This window comes from Paenibacillus sp. F024 (genome assembly GCF_057814255.1).
Genome location: NZ_JBVASZ010000045.1, coordinates 1 through 25,841, shown reverse-complemented (window position 1 = coordinate 25,841; position 25,841 = coordinate 1). Strand labels below are relative to the sequence as shown.

Sequence of the window (25,841 nt, the reverse complement as noted above, 5' to 3'; positions counted from 1 at the left end):
TAGGCAAAAGGAGCGGTCAAGCGCTCTTCTTGACGGCTTCTTTTGCCTATGAGATTCTCCAAGCAAGCGGAAGGGTTATGACTCTCGTTAATAGCCATCCACCCACCCAGTAGCGCGAAGAGCCTAATTTTCTAAAACAACGATTTCCACTCTTCCAAATACAATCGGCAGGCAAATCATCTTGCTTATTAAGCACAAGGGGATAGCTTGCATAGGATGACTTATCAACATGTGAATATATTTCATAGAGACATTAGTATTAACTCAGACGTATCTAGCACAGCAGGACTTATCAACATGTGACTAAGTTTAATGACTAAGATACGATACTAATTGTTGATAACTTTATTGGCGCTTTAAAACACACCCCCAACGGGCTAAACCGCCTATGTTGTTCCGTAATACTCTCCGCGTTAAGCCATATATATTTCCTCGTTGCAGCAATCTCAAAGTGCCCGATAAGTTTCTGCAAATGAAATACGCTCATACCGTTCTCAGCCGCCATCGTACCATGATAACGTAATCCCTCCATTGCGCCCACTGCCGTTGTTCCGGCGCCTTTAATAAAGGCGGCAGCTCCTCGACCGTATTGTATATCCTGACGCATGAGAGACACGTTTATCGTCGGATTTCGGTCTATAACGTCCTCTCAAATAGAACGGAAAAGAACCTCCTCAGAACGCGTATACGGACGTTTACGGATGCCGGCGATAAGCCGCGGCACTCTTTATCGTACTCGGCTTTAAACGGATGGGCACCGTAATATTTTTTCTCCTCTGCGCAACAAAGTACGTATTCACGCAGCATAGCCGCGTTTATGTCCAGGATCAATATCGCTCCGTAACGTTCCGCTATCCAATCGATAAACTAACGCATTTTCTGAACATAGCCGCTTATCGTCCGCTCTTTCAGATTCTTAGCGCGGTTTACCTTCATAACGAAATCGACCGCTTCTTCTAAAGAATTAGACGGTAATCCTATGTTATCGACCGGTCTGCGCTCCATCACCGTTTGCGTCCCGTTCGTTTGTCCATAAACGAAAAAAACTCCTACGTATTATTTCGTAGAAGGTCGAATCAATCAGATGCAGTTTTTCAGCTAGTGCAAATTCGTATGTATCTCGGTCAGCTTTCGCTCATATATCGTATCAAAAACCGCGTAAAAGCGGGCTATTTCGTAAGTGGCGGAAAGAGTGGGATGCGGCCGCTTTGCTGCCGACTGCGACGTATTCCTATCGATGCCTATGCTCCGACGAACCCACAGGTTCTCTCCCCTTCCGCCAACAAAAAAAACGACCAATCCTGGTCGTTTTGCTTTTTGTATGTATGGCGGAAAGAGTGGGATTCGAACCCACGCACGGCTTGCGCCGCCTAGCTGATTTCGAGTCAGCCCCCTTGGGCCTCTTGGGTACCTTTCCGCATTCCAAAAGGGACAAGTAATATACTATCACAATCCCTCTTATCTATGCAAGCCCTAATTTATGCAGATTTTAAAATCCTTTAAAGCTAATTATTGCCCGGCTTCCGTATCGGATTCTTTTGCATCCTCTGGCGTATCCGCTGACCGCAGCACTTTCTTTAATTTGCTCTCGAACTTGGCTCTGGGTACAAGCACACTATGCTTGCACCCTACGCACTTAATCCGGATATCCATACCCATTCTGATAATTTCCATTTCGTTCGTACCGCATGGGTGCGGCTTCTTCATCTGCACCACATCGCCAAGCTGATACTGTTTTTTCTCCATTAGGATTCCGCCTTTTCCGTCCGATGATAAGTAACAAGCCTCGGATAAGGGATTTCAATCCCGCGTGATTCGAATGCTTTCTTGATTTCTGCGTTCAATTGACGCATGACTCCAAAATGCGTATTCGGTTTACATTCAGCCGTCAGTCTCAATGTTATTTCTGAAGCCCCCATCATGTGAACGCCGAGCACGTCCGGAGCCTTGACCATATCGACATTATGCTCATAAAAGGCATCGGCAACCTCTTTTAACACCTTTATCGCTTCATCAATATCCGCCTCATAAGCAACGCTCACATCAATGACTGCCAGGGAGTTGTTAACTGAAAAGTTGGTTACCTGATTGATCGTTCCATTAGGTATGATATGAACCTCGCCTGTCCAGCTTCTGATCCGGGTGACTCTGAGACCGATCTCTTCTACCGTTCCTTTGTAGGTTCCTGTTTGTATCACATCTCCTACGGCAAACTGATCTTCGAATATAATAAAAAAGCCGGTAATGACATCCTTCACCAAGCTTTGAGCTCCAAAACCGATTGCAAGTCCGACGACGCCGGCGCCAGCCAGCACAGGGCCTAAATTAACATTAAATTGACTCAATACCATCAGGATCATAATGAAATTGACGACATAAGTGATGACATTGGCCATCAATTTGCCGATGGTTTTGGTCCTTCTCTGGTCAAAGTGGATGGGACCTCGTGATCTCTCCCTCAGCATATGGTCTAATGCTTTGTTGGCAATTTTGATTATGACTCGCGCAGCGATATAAATCAAAACTACTTTTACTATAGTAAACAATAAACCGGTCCATACTTCCGGATTGGTTATGTAGTTGGTTAGTTCGGTTTGAAGCTTCTTCCAAACTTGAGGAAAATTTTGTAACGTTACGTCATCCAATTGAACCTCAGCATTTGTTTGATCCATCTCCATTCCCACCTTACATTTCTATCGTAACATATTTATTATCCTTTTTAAAATAAATGCCCCGGATTTCTACGTTTTCTTGACGAATGATATCTGCCACTAATTGTAAATATTCATCCGGGAATTCCAACGAAAGAGCACAGCCCGCCGTTATTTCTTTAGGGGTCGGACACATATCATTCTCAATGTCTGCATATTCAAGCAGCATCTCCGCTCTCAATGCTTGTTGAGTGGAATCAAAGGCCATTAATAGCAACGCTCTCCCGCCTTTTCCGATTTTTTGCAATGTGCGTATAAATCATTCCTATTAACCGTATACTATTAACAGTCTTTACCTGCTTTTTATTTTTAGATTATGAATTCTTAATGGGAGGCATAAATATGAAAATTCCTTTTCATAGAGATGCGAAAAAAACAACAGATACTGGTAATCTTAAGGTCATGCATTCGGAATCAAACAGCATCGATTTGCTCTCCGAACGCCTTTTTACCTCTCTTCAACAAGTGCCTTCCCATCAACCTCTCGTTTTGGTTTGTATCGGAACGGACCGTTCTACCGGTGATTCATTAGGACCTCTCGTGGGCTCCCATTTAAAAAAATATACTATCGATGATCTTCATCTATATGGGACATTGGATCAACCAGTACATGCCATGAACCTAACTGAAACACTTACCGCTATAAACCAACAATTTCATCATCCTTATATTATCGCTGTTGATGCTTGTCTCGGTCAATTAACGAGTGTGGGCTGCATACAGATTGGGCAAGGTCCTGTGAAGCCTGGTGCCGGAGTGAATAAAGAGCTTCCTCCGATAGGAAATATGCATATTACCGGCATTGTAAATGTCGGAGGCTTTATGGAATACTTTGTGCTTCAGAACACACGTCTCAGCTTAGTCATGAATATGTCAGAAGTCATCGCCAAATCTTTCTTCACTGCATTTATCAACAAGCAGCGATGGAAGTCTACCTCTTTAGTACGCATCGATTAATGGCTTCTTTTTCTTCCGGGGACAACGTATACTTGGACTGTCCTTGTTCGATCGGCTTCGCATACATATAGGTTTGTTCCCGGCTGTGTATTCCCGTAAGCACTACCCCATCCTGCTGTTCATCAAGAATAGCAACGGAAAAGCTCAAATCACTGCCCCGTTCTGCAAAAGCATTGTAACGATAAAATCCAATATGCGATTTCATATGCTGCATATCTTTTCTGATTTGTTTGATTTTTTGGTCAACTTCTTCACTTTTGGTCTCTTGGCCGTTCAGCTTTTGCTGCAGCTCGATTAATATTTGCTCCACATTAGCTGTCCCTGCACCGTTCAGCATTCGTTCATATCTTTTACGCAGTTTATTCAGCTTCACCCATAGGGAAAAAACGATGATGATAAAAAGTAATATGACAATTCCCACAAATGCAAGCACAACTTCGAATGGAATACTTGCTCCAAGCTCCCCCATGTTAGGCCCCCACATCCACACTTCTATTTGGTATATTTAACAATTTCCTGGATTGCATGGATCAATTGATCCACTTCTTGATTGGTAGTAAAACAACCGACACTCGCACGGACTGCTCCACGTTCCATGGTTCCCGCCATTTCATGGGCCATCGGTGTACAGTGGTACCCTGCCCGTACGGCAATTTGAAACGATTGATCCAGAATAAATGCAATCTCAGAAGAATCCGCATGACCAACGGTAAAGGAAACGATACCGGTTTTATTTTGCCCCACTTCAGGGCCTAATACGGTAACGCCATCAATTTCCATAAGTCCTGACATCATTCTTTGGGTAAGCAGCCATTCTTTCTCATGAATTTTCCCTAAGGTTTCTTTTTGTATGTACTTCACTCCCTCAATCAATCCCGCTATTCCTACCGTGTTTTGTGTGCCTGCTTCATAGCGATCCGGACGTACTGTAGGTTGGTCGATGGCTTCCGACTGGCTCCCTGTCCCCCCGTGCAGCAATGGAATCAATTCAATCTCAGGATGAATATACAGCCCGCCGGTTCCTTGTGGACCCAGAAGCGCTTTGTGCCCTGGAAAAGCCAACATATGAATCCCCATCTTCTCGACATCAATATCCAGGGTTCCTGCTGTTTGCGCAGCATCTACTAATAACTTAATGCCTCTGGTACGGCATACTTCCCCTAATTCGGATACAGGCAGAATACTTCCTAGAAGATTGGAGCTGTGACTGCAAACAATCATTTTTGTGCTGCTATTTATTTCTGAAACGACATCATCAATTGAAAGATGTCCTTTATGATCTGTTTTAACATAAGAGACATGTATATTTTTTGTTTTTTTCAAATATTCCATTGGCCTTCTGACAGAATTATGCTCTACAGCAGTACAAATAACATGGTCTCCCTCATTCAAAAAACCTTTGATGGCCAAATTGAGCGCCATGGTCGTATTCAGAGCATAAGCAATATCATTAGGGTTCTTGATGTGAAAAAGCTTTGCTAGCTGCTTGCGCCCTTCAAACAATATCCGGCTTGCTTTTACAGCCATTTCATGACTGCCTCTGCCCGGATTCGCAGCCAATTGTTCCATGTTCTCATGCATTGCTTGTAAGACCTCAGGAGGTTTTGGCCAAGAAGAAGCTGCATGATCCAAATATATCGTCGGCATTTTCACACACCCGCCTTTTCATTTTCACAAAAATAAGCATACCCGAATGACCTGAGAACATCAGGTATAACTCAGGTATGCTATACATTATGGATTCACGAACTTTTTCCTTGCAGCATTTCCAATAGACGATCCAAGTCATCATTTGAATAATACAAAATTTCAATTTTGCCCTTGTTATTATTGTGTTTTATTTTCACTGTAGTCCGATAGGTTTCTCTCAAGCTTTCTTCCAACTGATTAATGTAAGGATCCTTGCGCTTAGGTTTTACCTTGGTTTTTTTCGCCGAGCTTTCTTCCAGTTTTTTCACTTCTTCTTCTAATTGACGTACGCTCCACTGCTCTTTAATGGATGTGTCCGCCAGCGCTTTAACGATGTTTTTGTCTTTCAGTCCTACAATGGCTTTGGCATGACCCATCGATAATGTTCCACGTGAAACATATTGCTTCACTTCCTCTGGCAGCTGTAACAATCGAAGAAAGTTCGCAATATGGGATCGGCTTTTACCAACCTTTACAGACAGTTCTTCTTGTGTCATATTAAATTGATCGATCAAAGCTTGATAAGCAACGGCTACCTCCATTGCATTCAAATCTTCACGCTGTACATTTTCAATGAGAGCAATTTCCATTACTTGCTGATCAGTAAACTTTTTGATCACCGCCGGAATGGTCGGCAACCCGCTGACCTGTGAAGCACGAAACCGGCGTTCACCAGCAATAATTTCAAATCCCTTTAAAACACTTCTTACAATAATAGGCTGAATAACCCCATGCTCTTTAATGGAAGCAGCCAGTTCTTGAATAGAGTCATCGTTGAAATTTTTTCTCGGTTGATAAGGATTCGGCCTTAATTGTGCAAGAGGAATCTCCACAACCTTATCATCTTCGTTTATATTTAGCGCAGGCAATAGCGCATCCAACCCCTTACCCAGTCCCGTACCTAATCGCTTACTCACAGTGCAATCACTTCCTTTGCCAATTCCATATACACTTCTGCACCCTTTGATTTCGGATCATAAGTAATGATGGACTGACCATGGCTTGGAGCTTCGCTTAATCTCACATTGCGAGGAATAATCGTCTGATAGACCTTTTGTTGAAAGTATTTTTTGACCTCTTCAATAACCTGCATTCCCAAATTCGTTCTGGCATCAAACATCGTTAACAGAACGCCTTCTATCTGCAAGTTTGTATTCAGATGCTTTTGCACCAAGCGAACGGTGTTCAATAGCTGACTTAGTCCTTCCAATGCATAGTATTCACATTGAATAGGGATAATGACTGAATCGGCAGCGGTTAATGAATTGACGGTTAAAATTCCTAGTGATGGCGGACAATCGATTAATATGTAATCAAACATATGCTTCACTAGCTGAAGCGATTTTTTCAACCGAACTTCTCTGGAGATCGTTGGAACAAGCTCAATTTCAGCACCTGCAAGCTGTATTGTAGCCGGTATGATTTTTAAATTTTCAATTGCTGTATCGCACATGGCGTCTTTTGGATGCACATCATTAATAAGGACATCATAAATGCAATAGGCAGCATCTGCTTTATTAATCCCAATTCCACTCGTAGTATTGCCCTGAGGATCAATATCAACCAATAATACTCTTTTTCCTAATGATGCTAAAGAAGCTCCCAAGTTGACAGACGTTGTTGTTTTGCCAACCCCGCCCTTTTGGTTGGTTATGGCGATAATTTTAGCCAATGAGTTCACCTCATATAATTAAAAACTTAAATGATCAAACAATATCTTGGAAAGTCTTTTACATAAATGACTACCGACATACTGAACCGACAATAACAATGATAACCGCTTACCGACTTTTATTCAACAAACATCACAATGATGGATGAACTTGTCATGATAAAATTCGAAAAATGATCATCTTTTACGCCGGTTTGAATCGAGATGTAAAAAGATTGTCACGTTTAGAGACAGCATCTCTTTTAAAATGCTCTGTTTCCTCTAGGTATTCATGTGTATGAATCCAAAAAAAAGAATCATCACAGAAGCCACGACGATCCCCAATGATAAGGCCCGACAATGTTCCTTAAAAGAGAAAAACAAGAGCCTCCTATTGAGGCCCAATACCTTGATTATACATTTCATTGAATGAACTATACTTAAGCAGGACGAGAAAAATAATTTAACGCTTAGGAATCCGAATGACAATCTCATAATGATCTTCATGATCTTGTTCCGTAGTATTAATCAACAATCCGGAAGAAGTAACCATATCAACTGACTGTCTTATCGTATTCAACGCCAATCTAACATCCTTCGAAAACGAAACCCTTTTGGCCTTGTTTTTAACTTTAGCCGTTTCTTTCAATAAAGCAATTCTTGCCTCCGTCTGCTTAACATTTAATTCTTTTGTAATGATATCCTCCAGCACTTTTACCTGAAGGTCCTCCTGATCCAACGATAGCAAAGCTCTAGCATGCCGCTCTGTCACTTTGCGTTCAACTAGCGCTTGCTTTACCGGTTCACTTAATTGCAGCAGTCTAATTTTGTTAGCAATAGTGGATTGACTTTTCCCTAGTCTTTGAGCTAGGCTTTCCTGCGTTAAACTATGCAAATCGATCAATTGCTGATAAGCAATGGCTTCCTCGATGGCCGTCAAACCTTCACGTTGAAGATTTTCTATTAATGCAATAGAAGCCGCTTGTGAATCATTAAAATCGCGTATGATCGCAGGAATTGTTTCGTAGCCCAATTTTTTCACAGCCCGCAAACGGCGTTCTCCCGCAATCAATTCAAACGTATTGTTCCGCATCCGCACTACAATCGGCTGAATAACGCCATGTGTTTTAATCGTCTGACACAGTTCTTCAATCCGTTCATCATCGAATATCGTTCGAGGCTGGTATGGACTTGGAACGATCTCATGGACAGGAACATTTTTCACTTCGTCAGTTGAAGCCTTTTCAGCAAAACCAAACAACTTTGAGATTTGTTCCTTCATTACGATAACCACCCGATCTTTTTAACCGATATATATAATATCCCTTTACTTAATCAATTCTCCAGAAAAGTCTAAACTCCTGCTTGAAGTGACAAAGAACTTTTCAAGCGAAAGATGGAATTGAAATGTTCCACGTGAAACAAATTTATACCAAGGGAGCTTTTAAAGGTGTACCTGCTTTTCTAGGGTATTTTTTCGGAGTTGGGGCCGTCTTTTTAATCAATACCATATGTCTGGTCGATTCCTCAATAGGAAGCTCAAACCGATGGGTTTGTATCCATTGGCCTTTCAGTTCTCTTAGACTGAAAGAGGCTTCCTCTATTTCACCTTGAACCTCCTGCCCTTTCATGGCCACAAATAGACCTCCGACGGAAACAAAAGGCAAACAAAATTCATTAAGTACGGCCAACCGTGCCACCGCTCTTGCTGTGACCAAATCATATTGGTCGCGGTGAATGGATAAACGCGCAGCATCCTCCGCCCGGCCATGCACACACTGAACGTCGGACAGTCCCAAAGCAGAAGTTACATGATTTAAAAATTGAATCCGCTTATTTAAAGAATCGACGATCGTAACCTTTAAATGAGGGAAAGCAATTTTTAGAGGAATGCTGGGAAAACCGGCACCAGAACCGATATCGGCAATCTTGAAATGGTCTTGGATAGGCACAAAAAAAGAGAGAGAGAGGGAATCGTAAAAATGCTTAATATATACCTGTTCCCTCTCTGTTATACCGGTCAAATTCATCCGTTCATTCCATTCGACTAACTCTCTGTAATAAAGCTCAAATTGTTGAAGCTGAGAATCCGATAATCGGATCCCCTTTTCATTTACCATTTCTGTAAATTTATTCAATATACTATCCATAGCTATCCTCTGGCTGCAAGCACTTTATTATAATGTTCCAGGTGAACTAACAAAATGGAAATATCCGCAGGCGTCACACCGGAAATACGGGAAGCTTGCCCGATCGAGATCGGCCGGATTTTGGCGAGCTTCTGCTTCGCTTCTGAGGCCAGCCCATGAATTTCTTCATAGATGATATCGTCCGGTATACGTTTCTTCTCCATTTTGCGCAGCCGCTCCACATGAGCCAATTGTTTTTCAATATAGCCGCTGTATTTGACCTGGATTTCAACCTGCTCCTTCATATCTTCCGTCAGTTCATAAGGAGCCGGCGAAAGCGCATGAAGATGCTTATAAGTAACCTCAGGACGGCGAAGCAGTGACAGCATATCGACAGAATTGTTCAACGGGGCACTGCCCAATGAGGACAGCATCTGCTGTACTTCCGGTGTCGGCTTCACCTTTGTTGTTTTGAGACGCTCGATCTCTTCCTCAACCTTCCTTACCTTGTCTTGGAACTGGTCATAACGCGATTGCGATATGAGTCCGATCTCATATCCGATGGGAGTTAAACGCAGATCGGCGTTGTCATGGCGGAGAAGAAGCCGATATTCCGCACGGGAAGTCAACAGACGGTAAGGCTCGCTTGTTCCCTTCGTCACCAAATCATCAATCAAAACGCCGATATAGGCTTCAGAACGGTCAAGGATAACAGCCTCCTTGCCTAAAACCTTACGAGCAGCGTTGATTCCCGCCATGATCCCCTGACCCGCAGCTTCTTCATATCCGGACGTACCGTTAATTTGACCGGCGGTAAATAACCCCTGCACTACTTTGGTTTCGAGGGATGGAAATAATTGTGTTGGAATCACCGCATCGTATTCGATCGCGTAACCGGTCCGCATCATCTCTACCTTTTCCAGGCCAGGAATCGAACGCAGAATACTTAGCTGAACATCCTCAGGCATACTTGTCGATAACCCTTGGACGTAATATTCCTTTGTATTTCTTCCTTCCGGCTCCAGGAAAATTTGATGCTTCGGCTTATCGCTAAACCGCACAATTTTGTCTTCAATCGACGGACAATACCTTGGACCCGTGCCCTCGATCGCTCCAGAAAACATCGGAGCACGATGCAAATTATCATTAATAATGCGGTGTGTTTCTGCAGAGGTGTACGTCAACCAGCACGGCAGCTGGTTAGGAACCTCTTCGGTCGTTTCATACGAGAAAAATTTTGGTTTTTCATCACCTGGCTGGATTTCGGTTTTAGAAAAATCAATGGTATCCTCATGTACTCTTGGCGGCGTACCCGTTTTAAACCGGACCAGCTCAAGACCGTTTTTACGCAGACTTTCTGACAATTTTACAGCCGGCTGCTGATTGTTAGGGCCGCTCTCATACATCAGCTCGCCCATGATGATTTTGCCGCGGAGGTATGTTCCCGTCGTCAATACGATGGCTTTCCCCAGATACTGCGCTCCGGTTTTGGTTACAACCCCTTTACATTCTCCATCCTCGACAATCAGCTCCTCCACCATTCCCTGGCGAAGCGTTAACCGCTCTTGTTTCTCCAACGTTTCCTTCATGGTATGCTGATACAAAAATTTATCAGCTTGCGCCCGCAGGGCATGAACCGCCGGGCCTTTGCCTGTATTCAACATACGCATCTGAATATAGGTCTTATCAATATTGCGTCCCATTTCCCCGCCAAGGGCATCAATCTCACGCACAACATGGCCTTTCGCCGGTCCGCCTATCGAAGGGTTGCAAGGCATAAACGCAACCATATCCAGATTTATAGTCAGCAGCAGTGTCTCACATCCCATACGCGCTGCCGCTAGTGAAGCCTCGACGCCCGCATGACCGGCGCCGATAACAATAACATCATATTCTCCTGCTACATAAGTCATTGATCTGACCTCCTAACATGTGATCTTATTTGCCTAAGCAAAACTGTGAAAAAATCTGATCTATTAAAGCATCGCTCACGGAATCCCCAATAATTTCCCCTAGCTGTTCCCAAGCATTTCGAATGTCAATCTGAATCATATCGATCGGCACGAACGATTCTGCGGCTGAATAGGCTTCCGAAAGAGCTGAACGGGCCTGCTTCAGCAAATGGATGTGACGCGCGTTGCTCACATAAGTCAAATCGCTCGATTCTACCTGGCCGCTGAAAAATAATCCTGCAATGGCCTTCTCCAAATCGACGATACCTTGATCCGAGAGCAGTGACATCCGAACGACCCGATCATCGCCAAACGCGTCGACCAGTACATGTTCTTCCAACTGCTGAGGCAGATCAAGCTTGTTGATAATTGCGATCACCTGGCGTCCCTTAAGCTGTTCGATCATCAGCACCTCATCGGTTTGCAAGGACTCGGCTCCATTAAACACAAGCAAAATAAGATCGGCATCGGCCAGCGCCTGACGGGATTTCTCAACGCCAATTTTTTCAACAATATCTGATGTTTCACGGATCCCGGCAGTATCCAGCAGTTTTAGCGGAATACCGCCCACATGCACATATTCTTCCACAACATCTCTTGTTGTACCCGCAATATCGGTAACAATAGCCCTCTCTTCTTGGGCCAGAGCATTGAGCAGCGAGGATTTGCCTACATTGGGGCGCCCGACAATGGCCGTAACAAGGCCCTCCCGCAAAATTTTTCCTTGTTCTGCAGTATTCAGCAGTCCTTCGATATCCGTTATAGCATCCTCACACTTATTTTTAATAAAAGCGTTCGTCATTTCTTCTACGTCATGCTCGGGATAATCGATATTCACTTCAATATGGGCCATCAGCTCAACCAAACGGTGACGAAGCTCTTTTATTTTCTTTGATAATGTTCCCTCAGACTGCTTTAAAGCAACGCGGAAAGCCCGATCGGATTTCGCACGAATTAAATCAATAACCGCCTCTGCCTGAGACAAATCAATTCTCCCATTAAGAAAAGCACGCTTTGTAAATTCCCCGGGCTCGGCCAATCGCGCCCCATTCTCCAGAAGCAGATCCAGGACTTTTCGAACGGATACGAACCCTCCATGGCAGCTGATCTCCACCACATCCTCTTTGGTGAAGGATCTAGGGGCCCGCATCACCGTAACCAGCGCCTCTTCCGTCCTTGCACCGGTATCCGGCTCCATAATATAGCCGTAATGTACCGTATGCGTAGGTGCTTCACTAAGCTTCGTCTTTCCTTTAAAAATACGATCGCTTATCTGTACGGCTTCGTCTCCGCTGACGCGAATAACCGCGATTCCCCCTTCCCCCATCGGAGTGGCAATCGCCGCTATGGTATCTTGAATCATGGTTTCACCTCGATTACATATAAGCTTCAGAACTAAAGAAAAAGCAATGAGGTCATACGAACATGACATCATTGCATGTGGTAATCAACGTAAAACGATAACGACACGTCGGTTCGGTTCATCTCCCCGGCTAAACGTCCGGACTTTCGGATGCTGTTGAAGCTGCGAGTGTATAACTTTACGCTCCTGCGGAGCCATGGGTTCAAGAACAACTTCCTTCTTGGTTCGGATGACGCGATCGGCCAAACGATCGGCTAGCTCCTGAAGTGTTTTCTTCCTTCGCTCACGGAATTGTTCGGCATCCAGCACAATACGCAAATGCCGATCAGAGTACCGGTTGGCTACAATATTGACCAGATATTGCAGAGCATCAAGCGTCTGCCCGCGCCGCCCGATCAGCATGCCAAGCTCTGAGCCGTGCAAGTGCAGCTCCGTACCTTCCTTGTCCCGCTTTTGTTCAATCCGAACATCAAGATCCATGGAACGAAGCACTTTCTCAAGGAACAAGACGGCTTCTTCAATCGCATCCGGAAGCAGAGTAAGCTCTACCTTGGCATCCTTCGCCCCGAAGAGCCCGAACAATCCTTTGACCGGCTGCTCCAGCACATTCACGTTCACTCGATTTTCGGTCGCCCCCAGCTGTTGAAGCCCGTTCTGTACAGCTTCATCGATCGTTTTACCCGTAACCACTATTTTCTTCGTCATCCGATCACCCTTAACAGAAGAGTAATGAAATTATTTTTTCTTTTTGGATTTCGGTTTAGCCTCCGCTACTGCTGCGGTTGGCTCCGCTTTGCCAGGCTTGTATATAAAATAAGATTGAACAATCGTGAACACGTTACTGTAAATCCAGTATAAAGGGAGTGCCGATGCGAAATTCATCGCCATGACAAAGATAAGCACCGGGAATATAATCATCAGGCTTTGCATCTGCGCAGGCATCTGCGAGGACATCATTTTTTGCTGTAAATATGTTGTTATCGCTGCGAGCAAAGGCAATATATAATAGGGGTCCTTCGTACCAAGCTGCATCCAAAGAAAAGTATGCTCACCGATATGTCCGTTACGCATAATTGCCGCATACAACGCAATCAGGATCGGCATTTGCACCAGAATCGGAAGACATCCGGCCAGCGGATTCACGCCTTCCTTTTGAAACAGCTTCATTGTTTCTTCCTGCTGTTTTTTAGGATCGTCCTTGTACTTCTCTTTGATCTTCTTCATCTCCGGCTGCAATTCCTGCATCCGCTTGGAGCTGCGATACTGCTTTAAAGTAAGCGGTAATATAATAAAACGGATAATAATGGTTACAACGAGAATAGATAGCCCGTAGGAGCCCCAAAGCATTTGTGCAAACCAATCCAGCCCATCCGAGAGAGGACCGACAAACCACTTGTCCCAAAAGCTGTTTTCCCGGTTAATCGGCGTATTCGCCGGGCCGCATCCCGCCAGCAGTAAAAAAACGAATAAGAGCGGGATGTATTTCAATAATCGACGCGTCAAAATCTTATCCTCCCAGCTTCATCTTTTCCATTTTAAACTATATCATATCTTCAGGCACAAAGAAACTAATCGCTCCGTTTCATTTCTTGCTTACGAACCAGGAGAGACGCGCGTTTAAGCACATGAAGCACACTTTTCTCCATATCATGGTATTCCATCTCCGCAGCCGGCTTGCGGACAATGATAATCAGGTCGTATCCCCCCGGAATTCGGGCCGCGTTAAGCCTTACTATTTCCTTCAACATCCGGCGGATCCGGTTGCGGACGACGGCATTCCCAATCTTTTTGCTGACCGATACGCCAAGACGAAACGATTCTTGCTGCGGCTGGGCTTTATAATAAAGTACGAATTGGTGGTTTGCGGTCGATTTGCCGTGACGATAAACCTTATCAAAATATTCTCTTTTCGTCAGTCGGTTCTTTCTTTCCACGGACACCCACTCCATTATCAGCCCCTAATAGCGGCAAATCTTTCTTTATCCTGATCCAAATTGGACAATTCTAGTCCATAACAACAAAAAAGACCACCTGTCAGTGGTCTTTCGCCCTTATGCGCTCAATACTTTTCTTCCTTTTTGACGGCGAGCTGCAAGTACTTTGCGACCATTCTTCGTGCTCATTCTCTTACGGAAGCCATGTACTTTCTTGTGCTTACGGACGTTCGGTTTATAAGTCGGTCTCATCTATCGTGCACCTCCTCGAAGGATTTGTTCCAATCCCCAAAAATACCTTTAAACATTAAACCACATTTACACAACAAAAGTCAACAGAGATTCCCTGAGCACTTGTAAACAACATCTGCCAACACACCATGGTCACTTTGAGGTGAATTACTAACAATAGAATAAGTGCCTTTTCATCCGTTTATCCACCTGTGAATAAATAACCATCGCAATTTCTCCGAATTTGTCGAATTATGAACACATTATAAACAATATATAGTGCTGTTGATAAGTAATACACACAAGGTATAGGGCATGTGGATAAAACTCAATATTCCGTTGCTTCTCAGGGTCATTTTTGATATCATGAATATGTTTTCCGTTGTGGATATAATTATTTTTCAACAACTTTATCAACAGGCTGTGGATATCTTTGTGAACAATTTACACGGCTTATGTATAATTTGAGTTATCGACTTTCTGCATATTGTGGATAGCTTCGACAACTTTCCGTTTTTTTCTACAGGGTCGCGGCTTACGCTACACCGGTTATTTTTTTAAGGGAGTGAATAGATTGTGGAAAGCCATCCTAACGACAAGTGGCAGCAGGTACTATCCATATTGCAAAAAAGGGTGAGCAAACCGAGCTACGAAACGTGGCTTACCTCCACAAGAGCTGTCGTATTTAATGATACAACGGTTACGATCTGTACCCCGAACAATTTCGCGCGCGACTGGCTGGAAAACCGCTACACCAAGCATATTAAAGAAGCGGTTTACGATTATACCGGCAAGCATGTCGAGCTTAAATTCATCATTGAATCCGAAGAACAGCCTGAACCGCCGAGCGTATTGGCCGCCCCGGCTGATGCTCCGGCCAAATCCCAGCAAGCTCCTGCGCCAGAGGAAACGTTCAGTCATATGATGAACCCGAAATACACGTTCGATACGTTCGTCATCGGTGCAGGAAACCGGTTTGCCCATGCAGCCTCGCTCGCCGTTGCGGAAGCGCCGGCCAAAGCGTATAATCCGTTGTTTTTGTATGGAGGCGTAGGTCTCGGCAAAACGCACCTCATGCATGCCATCGGCCACTATGTGCTCGAGCATAATCCCGCTGCCCGCGTGCTTTACATCTCGTCCGAAAAATTTACGAACGAATTCATCAATGCCATACGCGACAACCGCGGCGAAAGCTTTCGCAACAAATATCGCAATATCGATGTATTGCTCATAGATGATATTCAGTTCCTGGCCGGAAAAGAACAGACGCAAGAAGAATTTTTCCATACGTTTAACGCTTTACATGAAGAACGAAAGCAGATCATCATTTCCAGCGATCGCCCTCCCAAAGAGATTCCGACGCTTGAGGAGCGTCTTCGTTCACGCTTCGAATGGGGACTGATCACAGATATTCAGCCTCCCGACTTAGAAACGCGGATTGCGATTCTCCGCAAAAAAGCGAAAGCGGAAAATCTCGATATTCCAAATGAAGCCATGGTCTATATCGCCAATCAAATCGACTCGAACATTCGGGAATTGGAAGGCGCATTAATTCGCGTGGTGGCTTACTCTTCTTTAATTAACGAGGACATATCGTCGCATTTGGCCGCCGAAGCGCTTAAGGATATCATACCCAGCAGCCGTCCGAGAGTCATAACGATACAGGATATCCAGCAAAAGGTCGGGGAATTCTACGGAATGAAAATCGAGGATTTCAAAGCGCGTAAACGGACCAAAACCGTAGCTTTTCCAAGGCAAATCGCCATGTATTTGGCTCGGGAAATGACCGATTTCTCCCTGCCGAAGATCGGGGAAGCATTCGGAGGACGAGATCATACGACGGTCATTCATGCCCATGAGAAAATATCCGAGGCGCTGAAGGCAGATCAGGAATTATTCAAAATCATTCAGAACATTACGGAAAAAATTAAAAACGTAACGTTGTAAACACGAAACGATGCATCAAACGTTTTATCCACAGCTGCATAAAAGAAGGCCTATGCACAATCTTATTCACATGTGGATAGGCTTTCTTTTTGCCTTGTTCAATGACATATCCACATATCCCGGGCCCCTACTACTATTACTAAATAAAAAAACAATGTAATATAAAAGTATATGCCCATTTGTCCCATCTTAGAACCCGTAGGAGTGACATGTATGAAATTAACGGTGCTCAAGCAATATTTAAATGAATCGATCGGCCACGTTTCGAAAGCCATTTCCAGCAGAACAACGATTCCCATCTTAAGCGGGATCAAAATAGACGTCGATTCCAGCGGCATGACACTGACCGCCAGCGATACCGATATCTCGATTCAAAGCTTTATTCCGGCTGAAGATAATGAAATTCAGGTCATCGACCTAAAACAATCCGGCAGCGTGGTGCTCCCTTCCAAATTTTTCGTGGAAATTATACGCAAGCTGCCGGCTCAGCAAGTAGAAATAGAGGTTAAAGATCATTTTCAAACCACCATTCGTTCCGGTTCATCCGAGATTCAGCTTGTGGGTCTTGATCCGGAGGAATATCCGATCATGCCCGGCATTGAGGAGAACAAACGGATCCAGCTTCCAAGCGACCTGCTTAAAACGATGATTAAACAAACTTCGTTTGCCGTCTCAACCAATGAGGCTACTCCTGTGCTTACAGGAATTTTGTGGACCATTGCAGACGGAAAATTGAAATTCACAGCCTGTGACCGCCACCGTTTGGCCAGCCGCGAAACAAATATCGATGCCGAGGAAGGCATGACGCTTAATAATGTGACCATTTCCGGCAAAACGTTAAACGAGTTGGCCAAAATATTACCGGACCAGAACACGCTGATCGATGTCGTTTTTGCTGAAAATCAAGTTCTGTTTAAGATGAATTCCATTCTGTTCTATACTCGAATTTTGGATGGAACATATCCGGACACGTCCAAGCTCATTCCGCAATCCTATCAAACCGAGCTTGTCGTAAATACCAGTGGATTGATCGATGCGATTGACCGCGCCTATCTCCTGTCCAGAGAAGACAAGAGCAACATCGTTAAGCTGATGATGCGCGAGGATCAGTCGATTGAAATCTCATCAACTTCCTCCGAGCTTGGAAAAGTGACCGAGGAGCTGATGACTTCAAGCATGAAGGGAGAACTGCTGCGCATCTCCTTTAACTCCAAATATATGCTCGATGCCTTGAAGGTCATGGACAGCGAACAGATCCATATCGGCTTTACCGGTGCCATGCAGCCGATTATTATCAGGCCGGATGAGACCTCCAGCCTGCTGCAGCTGATCCTGCCTTACCGGACTACGGGCTAAAAGAAAGGATCATTTTATGGAAAAAATAAGCATAAGTACAGACTATATCACCCTGGGTCAATTTTTAAAGCTGGCCGATTGCATTTCTACCGGTGGACAGGCCAAAAGCTTTCTTCAGGAAACGGAAATCTTCGTCAATGGAGAGCCGGAAAATCGTCGGGGCCGCAAACTGGTCCCGAATGATATCATCAAGGTGGCGGGCTGCGGCGAGTTTCAAGTCGATGCACAAAGATAAAAGTATGCTTTTTGGGAAAAAATTTATTTGGCATAGCCTGGCCGGCGTATGCTTTCGAAGTAGGCTTTGCGCAGCAAAGCCCAGCCTATGCTTTCGATGACGGCTTTGCGCAGCAAAGCCCTTAGGAGGAACCGTTTTGCAGTTAAAAAGGCTGTTAGTACAGCACTATCGCAACTATGAGCAGGTCGAATTCCAAACGGACAAGATGGTGAATATCATCGTTGGACCGAATGCACAGGGAAAAACGAATCTGCTCGAATCGATTTTCGTGCTCGCGCTTACCAAGAGCCATCGGACCAATCATGATAAAGAGCTGATTCGCTGGAATGAGAAAATGGCCAGCTTGCATGCGGAGATTGAAAAACGGTACGGTACGCTGCAGCTGGACCTAACCATATCGCAGCAAGGCAAACGGGCCAAAATCAACGGGCTGGAGCAAAGAAAGCTGAGCAACTTTATCGGCTCCTTGAACGTAGTCATGTTTGCGCCGGAGGATTTGGAGATTGTCAAAGGGTCTCCAGGTGTTCGGCGCCGTTTCCTCGACATGGAAATCGGTCAGGTGCATCCGGCTTATTTATATGATCTATCCCAGTACAACAAAGTTCTGCAGCAGCGCAACAATTACTTGAAACAGATGTTCTCTTCTTCCGCTTCCGCTCCCCTTCTTGAAGTTTGGAATGAGCAGCTTGCCCAATTCGGTATTAAAATTATGAAAAAACGTCAAAGCTTTATAAAGAAGCTGCAAATATGGGCGGAAAAGATACATGCCGGCATTACGAATGGCACGGAAAGGCTTCGAATTGAATACGACAGCGCCTTTGACGATGCTCTTGAGGAAGAAGAAGCTGTTTTATTTGACCAATTTATGATAAAGTTATCACAGGTGAAGGATCAGGAAATTCGCCGCGGCGTCACGCTGGCAGGACCTCACCGTGATGATCTCCGTTTTTTCATCAATGAAAAAGAGGTACAAACGTTCGGTTCCCAAGGACAGCAGCGAACCACAGCCCTTTCGCTTAAGCTGGCTGAAATTGAGCTGATCTGCGAGGAGGTCGGGGAATATCCCCTGCTTCTGCTCGATGATGTGCTGTCAGAGCTTGACCGATATCGCCAAACCCAGCTGATCGAGACGTTCCAACGGAAGGTTCAAACCTTCATTACAACAACCGGCATTGAAAGCATAGATTTGTCAAAACTGGAAAGCGCTTCTGTCATCCACGTTCGTGACGGAAGCTTCACATAAATTGGGTTACCATCGTTTTGCCGAGAAGGAGTGGGCCAGCATGTTCATCCATTTGGGCGGCGAAAAAATTATTCGCGCATCGGAGCTTGTCGCCATTTTTGACCTGTCGATCGAGAAATCTTCCAAAATATCCAAACAATTTGTCACCTATGCCAATAAGGAAAAGCGCGTGGAAATCATTGGCGATGAGGAAAGCAAATCTCTCGTAGTGACACATACCAAAGTCTATTACTCTCCGATTTCGTCCATGACCTTGAAAAAACGAGCTCATCAGTTGTTAACGAACTAGGGACCATGTCGCTCCGCGACTCCATCAGCTAGTTGAACATAAGAAGCGAGATTTCCGTCCTGATTTCAACTTGTTCAGGGCAGATTTACTCTTTTTACTATGGAAAAGTGGGTGTCTGCATGTCTGTAAATCCAGGTACAAGCTATGATGAAAGTCAAATTCAGGTACTTGAAGGTCTAGAGGCGGTTCGCAAACGACCAGGGATGTACATCGGATCCACGAGTAGCCGAGGCCTTCATCACCTGGTATGGGAAGTCGTCGACAATAGCATCGACGAAGCGCTAGCCGGATATTGCACGAAAATTGATGTCATTGTTCATCGGGACAACAGCGTTACGGTTATTGATAACGGGCGCGGCATCCCGGTCGGGGAGCATCCGAAGCTGAAGCGTCCGACCTTGGAGGTCGTGCTTACCGTGCTTCATGCGGGCGGTAAATTCGGCGGCGAGGGCTACAAAGTATCCGGTGGTTTGCACGGTGTAGGCGTATCCGTCGTTAACGCATTGTCCAAGAAATTGATTGTTCAGGTAAAGCGGGATGGTAAAGTACATGAACAAGAGTTCAGCCGCGGTATTCCCCAGTATGACGTGAAAACGATCGGGGAGACGGACCAAACCGGAACGCAGGTGACGTTCTGGCCCGATGAAGAGATTTTCACGGAAACGACCGAATACGATTATGATACGCTCCAGTCCCGGATCCGGGAGCTTGCGTTCCTGAATAAAGGAATCGAGATTACATTGACTGATGAACGTACCGAGGAGTCCCATACGTTCAAGTACGAGGGAGGAATTGTCTCCTTTGTGGAATATCTAAACCGCACGCGGGAAGCAGTTCATCAGCCTCCGATTTATGTCGAAGGGAATAAAGATTTTATTCATGTCGAGGTTGCTCTTCAGTATAACGACAGCTATACGGAGAACATTTATTCGTTTGCAAACAATATCAATACACATGAGGGCGGTACTCACGAATCCGGATTCAAGAGCGCCCTCACACGGATTTTGAACGATTATGCCCGGAAAAACAATGCCATTAAGGACAGCGATGCCAATCTGTCCGGCGATGACGTACGGGAAGGCTTAACAGCCATCATTTCGGTTAAAATCCCAGATCCCCAGTTTGAGGGACAAACCAAGACGAAGCTCGGGAACAGCGAGGTTCGCGGTATCGTGGAGTCGCTTTTTGCGGAGAAGCTGCAGGAATTTCTGGATGAGAATCCGTCCGTTGCGAGAAAAATCGTAGAAAAGGGCGTGCAGGCACAAAGAGCGCGCGAAGCGGCAAGAAAAGCGCGTGAGCTTACGCGACGCAAGAGCGCCCTTGAAGTGAGTTCCTTGCCAGGCAAGCTGGCCGATTGCTCGTCCAAGGATGCTTCCATCAGTGAAGTGTACATCGTCGAAGGGGACTCCGCCGGCGGTTCGGCCAAGCAAGGACGAGACCGGCATTTTCAGGCGATTTTACCGCTGCGCGGTAAGATTCTCAACGTTGAAAAAGCGCGGCTGGACAAAATTTTATCCAACGCCGAGATTCGTGCGATCATTACAGCCCTTGGCACAGGGATTGGCGATGATTTCGACATTTCCAAAGCGCGATACCATAAAATCATTATTATGACCGATGCCGACGTTGACGGAGCGCACATTCGTACGCTGCTTCTCACCTTCTTCTACCGCTACATGCGGAAACTGATTGAGGTCGGATATGTCTACATTGCACAGCCGCCGCTTTACAAGCTGGAACGGAACAAAACGGTACGGTATGCTTACAATGACAAGCAGCGGGAAGCCATTATGGCTGAATTTGGGGAAGGTTCCAAAGTCAATGTTCAGAGATATAAAGGTCTTGGAGAGATGAACCCTGGCCAACTATGGGAAACGACGATGGATCCGGAGAGCCGTACCCTGCTGCAGGTAAGCATTCAAGATGCGATGGAAGCGGACCTCCTTTTCGATACGCTTATGGGGGACAACGTTGAACCGCGGCGTGAATTCATTCAGCAGCATGCGAAGTACGTCAAAAACTTGGATATTTAATTCATCGCCATGAACTGTAGGAGGTAAAAATCTTGTCGGAAGAATCCCGTTCACAGGTTAGAGATATAGATATCGGCTCAGAAATGCGTACTTCTTTTATGGATTACGCGATGAGCATTATTGTCAGCCGCGCTTTACCGGATGTCAGAGACGGTCTTAAGCCGGTACATCGTCGTATTCTATATGCCATGTCGGAACTTGGCATGTCACCTGACAAACCATATAAGAAATCGGCAAGGATCGTCGGAGAAGTCATCGGTAAGTATCATCCGCACGGTGATTCGGCTGTGTATGAAACGATGGTTCGTATGGCGCAGGATTTCTCTTTACGTTATATGCTCGTTGATGGCCACGGTAACTTCGGCTCGATTGACGGTGACTCTGCGGCCGCCATGCGTTATACTGAGGCGCGATTGTCCAAAATCGCGATGGAGCTGCTCCGTGAAATTAACAAAGAAACCATCGATTTCGTGCCGAACTATGACGGCGAGGAACTGGAGCCCGTGGTCATGCCCGCGCGCTTTCCTAACTTGCTGGTCAACGGATCGTCAGGTATTGCCGTAGGGATGGCAACCAATATTCCGCCGCATAACTTAACAGAGGTCATTAATGGCGTTCAGCAGCTTATTGAAAATCCGGACGTAACCCCTCTCGATCTGATGCAATCGATCAAAGGCCCGGATTTTCCTACCGGCGGTTTTATTATGGGACGTGAAGGAATTAAACATGCATACGCCACTGGACGCGGTTCTGTGACGATGCGCGCTAGGGCGACCATTGAGGAAACCGGCGGTAAAGCACGGATCATCGTGCACGAGCTCCCTTATCAGGTCATTAAAGCCCGGTTGATTGAGAAAATCGCCGAGCTGGTCCGGGAGAAGAAAATCGACGGCATTACGGATTTGCGGGACGAATCGGACCGCAACGGAATGCGTATCGTCATTGAACTGCGCCGAGATGTTAACCCGAATGTCGTATTGAACAACTTGTACAAACAGACGGCAATGCAGTCTAATTTCGGTATCATCATGCTTGCTTTGGTGAATGGTGAACCGAAGGTGCTCAATCTTCGTGACATGCTTTACCATTACCTGCAGCACCAGAAGGAAGTTATTCGCCGCCGTACGGAATTTGACCTCCGCAAAGCGGAAGCCCGTGCCCATATTTTGGAGGGCTTACGAATTGCTCTGGATCATCTGGATGAGGTTATCTCACTCATACGTGCATCCCGTACGACAGAAGAAGCTCGTGAAGGCCTGATCAACCGTTTTGGTCTCAGCTATGATCAGGCTCAGGCCATTCTCGATATGCGTCTGCAGCGTCTCACAGGCTTGGAACGTGAGAAGATTGAGGAAGAGTATGCCGAGCTGCTCAAGAAAATTACCGAGTTCAAAGCCATCCTGGCTGACGAACAGCTGGTATTGAACATCATTAGCGAAGAGCTGAATGAGATTAAAGAAAAATTCGGTGACGAACGCCGTTCGGAAATTACGATCGGCGAAGAAAGCATCGAAGATGAGGACTTGATCCCGCAAACCGAGGTTGTCATTACGATATCCCACACAGGCTATATCAAGCGCTTGCCGGTGACTACCTACCGCAGCCAAAGACGCGGAGGAAAAGGCGTCATCGGTATGGATACCAAAGATAACGATTTTGTAGAACATTTATTCGTGACGAATTCTCACCATTACTTGATGTTCTTCACGAACAAAGGAAAAGTATATCGTCTTAAAGCTTACGAGATTCCGGATCTCAGCCGTACGGCCAGGGGGACGCCGATCATCAATCTGATCCAGATTGAGCAGGGAGAAACGGTAAATGCCGTTATTCCTGTAGAAAGCTTCGAATCCGAACAATATTTGTTCTTTGCCACCAAGAACGGGTTGGTGAAGAAAACGCCGCTGGACGATTACTCCAATATTCGCAAAGGCGGATTGATTGCCATTACGCTCCGTGAAGACGACGATTTGATCGGCGTAAAGCTGACGGACGGAAATCAATCTATTGTTATGGGCACGAAGCAAGGGATGTCCATTCATTTCCCTGAGCAGGATGTTCGTGCAATGGGTCGAGGGGCTACCGGAGTGAAAGGTATTCATCTGGATGATCATGATGCCGTTATTGATATGGACGTCGTTCAAGAGGACAACAGCGTATTGATCGTAACGTCCAAAGGATACGGCAAACGTACTCCGGTCGAAGAATACCGGATGCAATCCCGCGGCGGTAAAGGGATCAAAACGCTCAATGTGACGTCGAAGAACGGCCCTGTGGTCGGTTTGAAGGTTGTTCAAGAAGACGAGGATCTCATGATCATCACTGCACTTGGAACGATCATTCGTACAAGCATGTCCGGGATTTCTATGATGGGACGAAACACACAAGGGGTTAAGCTCATCAATATCCGCGATGAGGACGAGGTATCCACTTTAGCGCGAGTGGAGAAAAGTGAAGATCAGCCTGATATAGAAGAGGACGGCGAGACGGACGTTACCGTAGAAGATTAACTGTCCTTATGTTTAAATGATTAAAGAATGGGGCTTACATCCCCATTCTTTTTCGTTTAAGATAATAGGAAAAGTATAAATATACTAGCAGAGCTGAACACTTTCTTTTCCCAAGCAAAGCTGCTGCTGGATCACGAATGACTTTTCATTAACACACTAACATGAGACAAGGCGAGGGAATCCTATGGCTACTGTTCCCGTTTCCCAATTGAAAATCGGCGAGAAAATAGCTGAAGATGTGCTAACCAAATATAACAATGTGCTGCTCCCTAAAGGAATTATCATCTCGGAGCGGGAGCTGGAATTGCTGAGAGCGTTCTTAATCCCTGCTGTTCAAATCGAAACCAAGAACGGAGACTCCGTTACGGCATCGGATGAAACGGCTGCGGATGAACAGAAATCACAAGGTACGATTCACCCTTTCTACGATCATTATGAGAAGATGCTGCAGCTGATGCGCCGCGTTTATAATATTGCCAACGCAGGCGGCCAAAACCTGCCTATACTGGAGATACGCACGACACTAGAAAAGCTGATCCAGCATATTGATGATTATAATGTATTGACATTCAGTCCTAGACATTTCCAATTGAGTGATTTTATTTATCATAATAGTATTATGGTCAGTCTGACATCCTATAACTTGGCTAAGTGGCACGGCTTGCCACCTAAGGATTTGATGCCGGTAGCACTGGGCGGATTATTACACGATATCGGGAATGCGAAGATTGATGCCGGCATTTTGTTCAAACCGAGCGCGCTGAACGTGGATGAAAGAGAAGATATGAAAAAGCATACGATTATCGGTTATAATCTGTTAAAAACCGTACCTGCCGTGAACGATGGAGTAAAGCTTTGCGCATTGCAGCACCATGAACGTGAAGATGGATCCGGATATCCGTTGGGTCTTCGCGGGGAAAAAATCCACATCTATTCAAAAATTGTAGCGATCACGGATGTTTTTCACGCCATGAGAACCAACCGCTATCATAAGAGCGGAGCCTCTCCGTACTTGGTATTGGAACAGCTATTGAACGAATCATTTGGAAAATTGGATCCTGCACTTGTTCAAACCTTTATACATAAAGTAACCTCATTCCATAACGGGACGCTGGTTAAGCTGAGCGATAACCGGATTGGCGAGATTGTTTTCTCTGACAGGTCTCATCCGACTCGGCCTTGGGTCAATATAGACGGAAAAATCATCAATTTAACGATCGAACGCAATTTGTATATCCAAGACGTGATCCAAAAGTAAAATTTCCGGTAAACTGTGCTTGACTCAGAAAGCCGTATGTGTTACATTAGTCTTCGCCGCTTTGGTGGCGAGGCTTTTTTTATGTTGTATCTTGTGCTACAAAACAATAAAAATAAAAAAAAGTACTTGCAATCGAATAGGCATGTGTGGTATATTATAAAAGTCGCCGCTAAACGAGGCGACAATGAAATTGCCCTTTGAAAACTGAACAACGAGTGAGTGTTTTAATAGAGAATCGTATGATTCTCGCCAGTTTTAAATTTTGAGCTATATCGACTCAACTTTAATGGAGAGTTTGATCCTGGCTCAGGACGAACGCTGGCGGCGTGCCTAATACATGCAAGTCGAGCGGA

Annotated in this window: 24 protein-coding genes, 1 tRNA gene and 1 rRNA gene; 10 read left to right on the top strand and 16 right to left on the bottom strand. The window is 45.3% G+C overall.

The genetic code is table 11. The features are described 5' to 3' along the window. Positions 1–1,326 precede the first annotated feature (1,326 nt). The 4 genes from ACZYR9_RS25000 to ACZYR9_RS24985 all read right to left on the bottom strand — a co-directional run bounded on the left by ACZYR9_RS25000 (position 1,327) and on the right by ACZYR9_RS24985 (position 2,919). Positions 1,327–1,417 (bottom strand) — tRNA-Ser (locus tag ACZYR9_RS25000). Between the two features lie 92 nt (positions 1,418–1,509). After that, positions 1,510–1,746, bottom strand: coding sequence for a DUF951 domain-containing protein (locus ACZYR9_RS24995; RefSeq protein ID WP_488981129.1), 237 nt, complete (start codon positions 1,744–1,746; stop codon positions 1,510–1,512). After that, on the bottom strand, positions 1,746–2,672 hold the full coding sequence (locus ACZYR9_RS24990) for a mechanosensitive ion channel family protein (RefSeq protein WP_488981128.1): 927 nt from the start codon (positions 2,670–2,672) through the stop codon (positions 1,746–1,748). Before ACZYR9_RS24990 ends, ACZYR9_RS24995 begins: the two co-directional genes overlap by 1 nt. 13 nt (positions 2,673–2,685) lie before the next feature. Further along, positions 2,686–2,919, bottom strand: a complete 234-nt coding sequence (locus ACZYR9_RS24985; protein WP_488981131.1) for a putative Se/S carrier protein — start codon at positions 2,917–2,919, stop codon at positions 2,686–2,688. A gap of 134 nt (positions 2,920–3,053) precedes the next feature. On the opposite strand from ACZYR9_RS24985, the gene yyaC reads away from it, so the two are divergent. Further along, entirely contained in the window at positions 3,054–3,668 is a 615-nt protein-coding gene (gene yyaC, locus ACZYR9_RS24980; RefSeq protein ID WP_488981127.1) for a spore protease YyaC, read from the top strand. On the opposite strand, the gene ACZYR9_RS24975 is transcribed toward yyaC, so the two are convergent. From ACZYR9_RS24975 to rpmH, 12 genes are all read right to left on the bottom strand, one after another. Then, the gene (locus ACZYR9_RS24975; RefSeq protein WP_488981126.1) at positions 3,643–4,137 is read right to left on the bottom strand and encodes a DUF4446 family protein; all 495 of its coding nucleotides are present in this window, start codon (positions 4,135–4,137) and stop codon (positions 3,643–3,645) included. The two genes, yyaC and ACZYR9_RS24975, sit on opposite strands and share 26 nt — an antisense overlap. 23 nt (positions 4,138–4,160) lie before the next feature. Further along, positions 4,161–5,315: an aminotransferase class V-fold PLP-dependent enzyme gene (locus ACZYR9_RS24970; RefSeq protein ID WP_488981125.1), complete on the bottom strand. Its 1,155-nt coding sequence runs from the start codon at positions 5,313–5,315 to the stop codon at positions 4,161–4,163. 95 nt (positions 5,316–5,410) lie between these two features. Next, complete coding sequence (locus tag ACZYR9_RS24965) at positions 5,411–6,274, bottom strand: ParB/RepB/Spo0J family partition protein (RefSeq protein WP_488981124.1); 864 nt, start codon at positions 6,272–6,274, stop codon at positions 5,411–5,413. Next, on the bottom strand, positions 6,271–7,029 hold the full coding sequence (locus tag ACZYR9_RS24960) for a ParA family protein (RefSeq protein WP_488981123.1): 759 nt from the start codon (positions 7,027–7,029) through the stop codon (positions 6,271–6,273). The genes ACZYR9_RS24965 and ACZYR9_RS24960 overlap by 4 nt, the downstream gene beginning before the upstream one ends. A gap of 442 nt (positions 7,030–7,471) precedes the next feature. Then, positions 7,472–8,290: a nucleoid occlusion protein gene (gene noc, locus ACZYR9_RS24955; RefSeq protein ID WP_488981122.1), complete on the bottom strand. Its 819-nt coding sequence runs from the start codon at positions 8,288–8,290 to the stop codon at positions 7,472–7,474. A gap of 145 nt (positions 8,291–8,435) precedes the next feature. Beyond that, complete coding sequence (rsmG, locus tag ACZYR9_RS24950; protein WP_488981121.1) at positions 8,436–9,158, bottom strand: 16S rRNA (guanine(527)-N(7))-methyltransferase RsmG; 723 nt, start codon at positions 9,156–9,158, stop codon at positions 8,436–8,438. 2 nt (positions 9,159–9,160) lie between these two features. Further along, positions 9,161–11,050: a tRNA uridine-5-carboxymethylaminomethyl(34) synthesis enzyme MnmG gene (gene mnmG / locus ACZYR9_RS24945; protein ID WP_488981120.1), complete on the bottom strand. Its 1,890-nt coding sequence runs from the start codon at positions 11,048–11,050 to the stop codon at positions 9,161–9,163. A gap of 25 nt (positions 11,051–11,075) precedes the next feature. Next, the gene (gene mnmE / locus ACZYR9_RS24940) at positions 11,076–12,452 is read right to left on the bottom strand and encodes a tRNA uridine-5-carboxymethylaminomethyl(34) synthesis GTPase MnmE (protein WP_488981119.1); all 1,377 of its coding nucleotides are present in this window, start codon (positions 12,450–12,452) and stop codon (positions 11,076–11,078) included. A gap of 84 nt (positions 12,453–12,536) precedes the next feature. After that, on the bottom strand, positions 12,537–13,157 hold the full coding sequence (gene jag, locus ACZYR9_RS24935) for an RNA-binding cell elongation regulator Jag/EloR (protein ID WP_488981118.1): 621 nt from the start codon (positions 13,155–13,157) through the stop codon (positions 12,537–12,539). A gap of 30 nt (positions 13,158–13,187) precedes the next feature. Further along, positions 13,188–13,955, bottom strand: a complete 768-nt coding sequence (yidC, locus tag ACZYR9_RS24930; protein ID WP_488981117.1) for a membrane protein insertase YidC — start codon at positions 13,953–13,955, stop codon at positions 13,188–13,190. 65 nt (positions 13,956–14,020) lie between these two features. Next, the gene (rnpA, locus tag ACZYR9_RS24925; RefSeq protein WP_488981130.1) at positions 14,021–14,386 is read right to left on the bottom strand and encodes a ribonuclease P protein component; all 366 of its coding nucleotides are present in this window, start codon (positions 14,384–14,386) and stop codon (positions 14,021–14,023) included. A 117-nt stretch (positions 14,387–14,503) separates the two neighbouring features. Continuing rightward, a complete protein-coding gene (rpmH, locus tag ACZYR9_RS24920; RefSeq protein WP_488981116.1) occupies positions 14,504–14,638 on the bottom strand; it encodes a 50S ribosomal protein L34 in 135 nt (44 codons plus the stop codon). A gap of 555 nt (positions 14,639–15,193) precedes the next feature. Here rpmH and dnaA point away from each other — a divergent pair. The 9 genes from dnaA to ACZYR9_RS24875 form a co-directional block, all read left to right on the top strand. Then, positions 15,194–16,564 carry a chromosomal replication initiator protein DnaA gene (dnaA, locus tag ACZYR9_RS24915; RefSeq protein ID WP_488981115.1) on the top strand — a complete coding sequence of 457 codons (1,371 nt, stop codon included), beginning with the start codon at positions 15,194–15,196 and terminating at the stop codon, positions 16,562–16,564. Between the two features lie 213 nt (positions 16,565–16,777). Further along, positions 16,778–17,920, top strand: coding sequence for a DNA polymerase III subunit beta (gene dnaN / locus ACZYR9_RS24910; RefSeq protein ID WP_488981114.1), 1,143 nt, complete (start codon positions 16,778–16,780; stop codon positions 17,918–17,920). A gap of 16 nt (positions 17,921–17,936) precedes the next feature. After that, complete coding sequence (gene yaaA, locus ACZYR9_RS24905; RefSeq protein ID WP_488981113.1) at positions 17,937–18,155, top strand: S4 domain-containing protein YaaA; 219 nt, start codon at positions 17,937–17,939, stop codon at positions 18,153–18,155. Positions 18,156–18,291: 136 nt separating this feature from the next. Further along, positions 18,292–19,398, top strand: a complete 1,107-nt coding sequence (recF, locus tag ACZYR9_RS24900) for a DNA replication/repair protein RecF (RefSeq protein ID WP_488981112.1) — start codon at positions 18,292–18,294, stop codon at positions 19,396–19,398. A gap of 40 nt (positions 19,399–19,438) precedes the next feature. Beyond that, positions 19,439–19,687, top strand: coding sequence for an extracellular matrix regulator RemB (gene remB, locus ACZYR9_RS24895; protein ID WP_488981111.1), 249 nt, complete (start codon positions 19,439–19,441; stop codon positions 19,685–19,687). 119 nt (positions 19,688–19,806) lie between these two features. Next, positions 19,807–21,720, top strand: a complete 1,914-nt coding sequence (gene gyrB / locus ACZYR9_RS24890) for a DNA topoisomerase (ATP-hydrolyzing) subunit B (RefSeq protein ID WP_488981110.1) — start codon at positions 19,807–19,809, stop codon at positions 21,718–21,720. 32 nt (positions 21,721–21,752) lie between these two features. Further along, positions 21,753–24,230, top strand: a complete 2,478-nt coding sequence (gene gyrA / locus ACZYR9_RS24885; RefSeq protein WP_488981109.1) for a DNA gyrase subunit A — start codon at positions 21,753–21,755, stop codon at positions 24,228–24,230. A gap of 184 nt (positions 24,231–24,414) precedes the next feature. Then, a complete protein-coding gene (locus ACZYR9_RS24880) occupies positions 24,415–25,488 on the top strand; it encodes an HD-GYP domain-containing protein (protein ID WP_488981108.1) in 1,074 nt (357 codons plus the stop codon). 283 nt (positions 25,489–25,771) lie between these two features. Continuing rightward, positions 25,772–25,841 (top strand): 16S ribosomal RNA (locus tag ACZYR9_RS24875); the annotation flags it as partial.

Coding starts and splice junctions, on each gene's coding strand:
- ACZYR9_RS24995 (WP_488981129.1), bottom strand. CDS start 1,746: ATGGAGAAAAAACAGTATCAGCTTGGCGATGTGGTGCAGATGAAGAAG.
- ACZYR9_RS24990 (WP_488981128.1), bottom strand. CDS start 2,672: ATGGATCAAACAAATGCTGAGGTTCAATTGGATGACGTAACGTTACAA.
- ACZYR9_RS24985 (WP_488981131.1), bottom strand. CDS start 2,919: ATGGCCTTTGATTCCACTCAACAAGCATTGAGAGCGGAGATGCTGCTT.
- yyaC (WP_488981127.1), top strand. CDS start 3,054: ATGAAAATTCCTTTTCATAGAGATGCGAAAAAAACAACAGATACTGGT.
- ACZYR9_RS24975 (WP_488981126.1), bottom strand. CDS start 4,137: ATGGGGGAGCTTGGAGCAAGTATTCCATTCGAAGTTGTGCTTGCATTT.
- ACZYR9_RS24970 (WP_488981125.1), bottom strand. CDS start 5,315: ATGCCGACGATATATTTGGATCATGCAGCTTCTTCTTGGCCAAAACCT.
- noc (WP_488981122.1), bottom strand. CDS start 8,290: ATGAAGGAACAAATCTCAAAGTTGTTTGGTTTTGCTGAAAAGGCTTCA.
- rsmG (WP_488981121.1), bottom strand. CDS start 9,158: ATGGATAGTATATTGAATAAATTTACAGAAATGGTAAATGAAAAGGGG.
- mnmG (WP_488981120.1), bottom strand. CDS start 11,050: ATGACTTATGTAGCAGGAGAATATGATGTTATTGTTATCGGCGCCGGT.
- mnmE (WP_488981119.1), bottom strand. CDS start 12,452: ATGATTCAAGATACCATAGCGGCGATTGCCACTCCGATGGGGGAAGGG.
- jag (WP_488981118.1), bottom strand. CDS start 13,157: ATGACGAAGAAAATAGTGGTTACGGGTAAAACGATCGATGAAGCTGTA.
- rpmH (WP_488981116.1), bottom strand. CDS start 14,638: ATGAGACCGACTTATAAACCGAACGTCCGTAAGCACAAGAAAGTACAT.
- dnaN (WP_488981114.1), top strand. CDS start 16,778: ATGAAATTAACGGTGCTCAAGCAATATTTAAATGAATCGATCGGCCAC.
- yaaA (WP_488981113.1), top strand. CDS start 17,937: ATGGAAAAAATAAGCATAAGTACAGACTATATCACCCTGGGTCAATTT.
- remB (WP_488981111.1), top strand. CDS start 19,439: ATGTTCATCCATTTGGGCGGCGAAAAAATTATTCGCGCATCGGAGCTT.
- gyrB (WP_488981110.1), top strand. CDS start 19,807: ATGTCTGTAAATCCAGGTACAAGCTATGATGAAAGTCAAATTCAGGTA.
- ACZYR9_RS24880 (WP_488981108.1), top strand. CDS start 24,415: ATGGCTACTGTTCCCGTTTCCCAATTGAAAATCGGCGAGAAAATAGCT.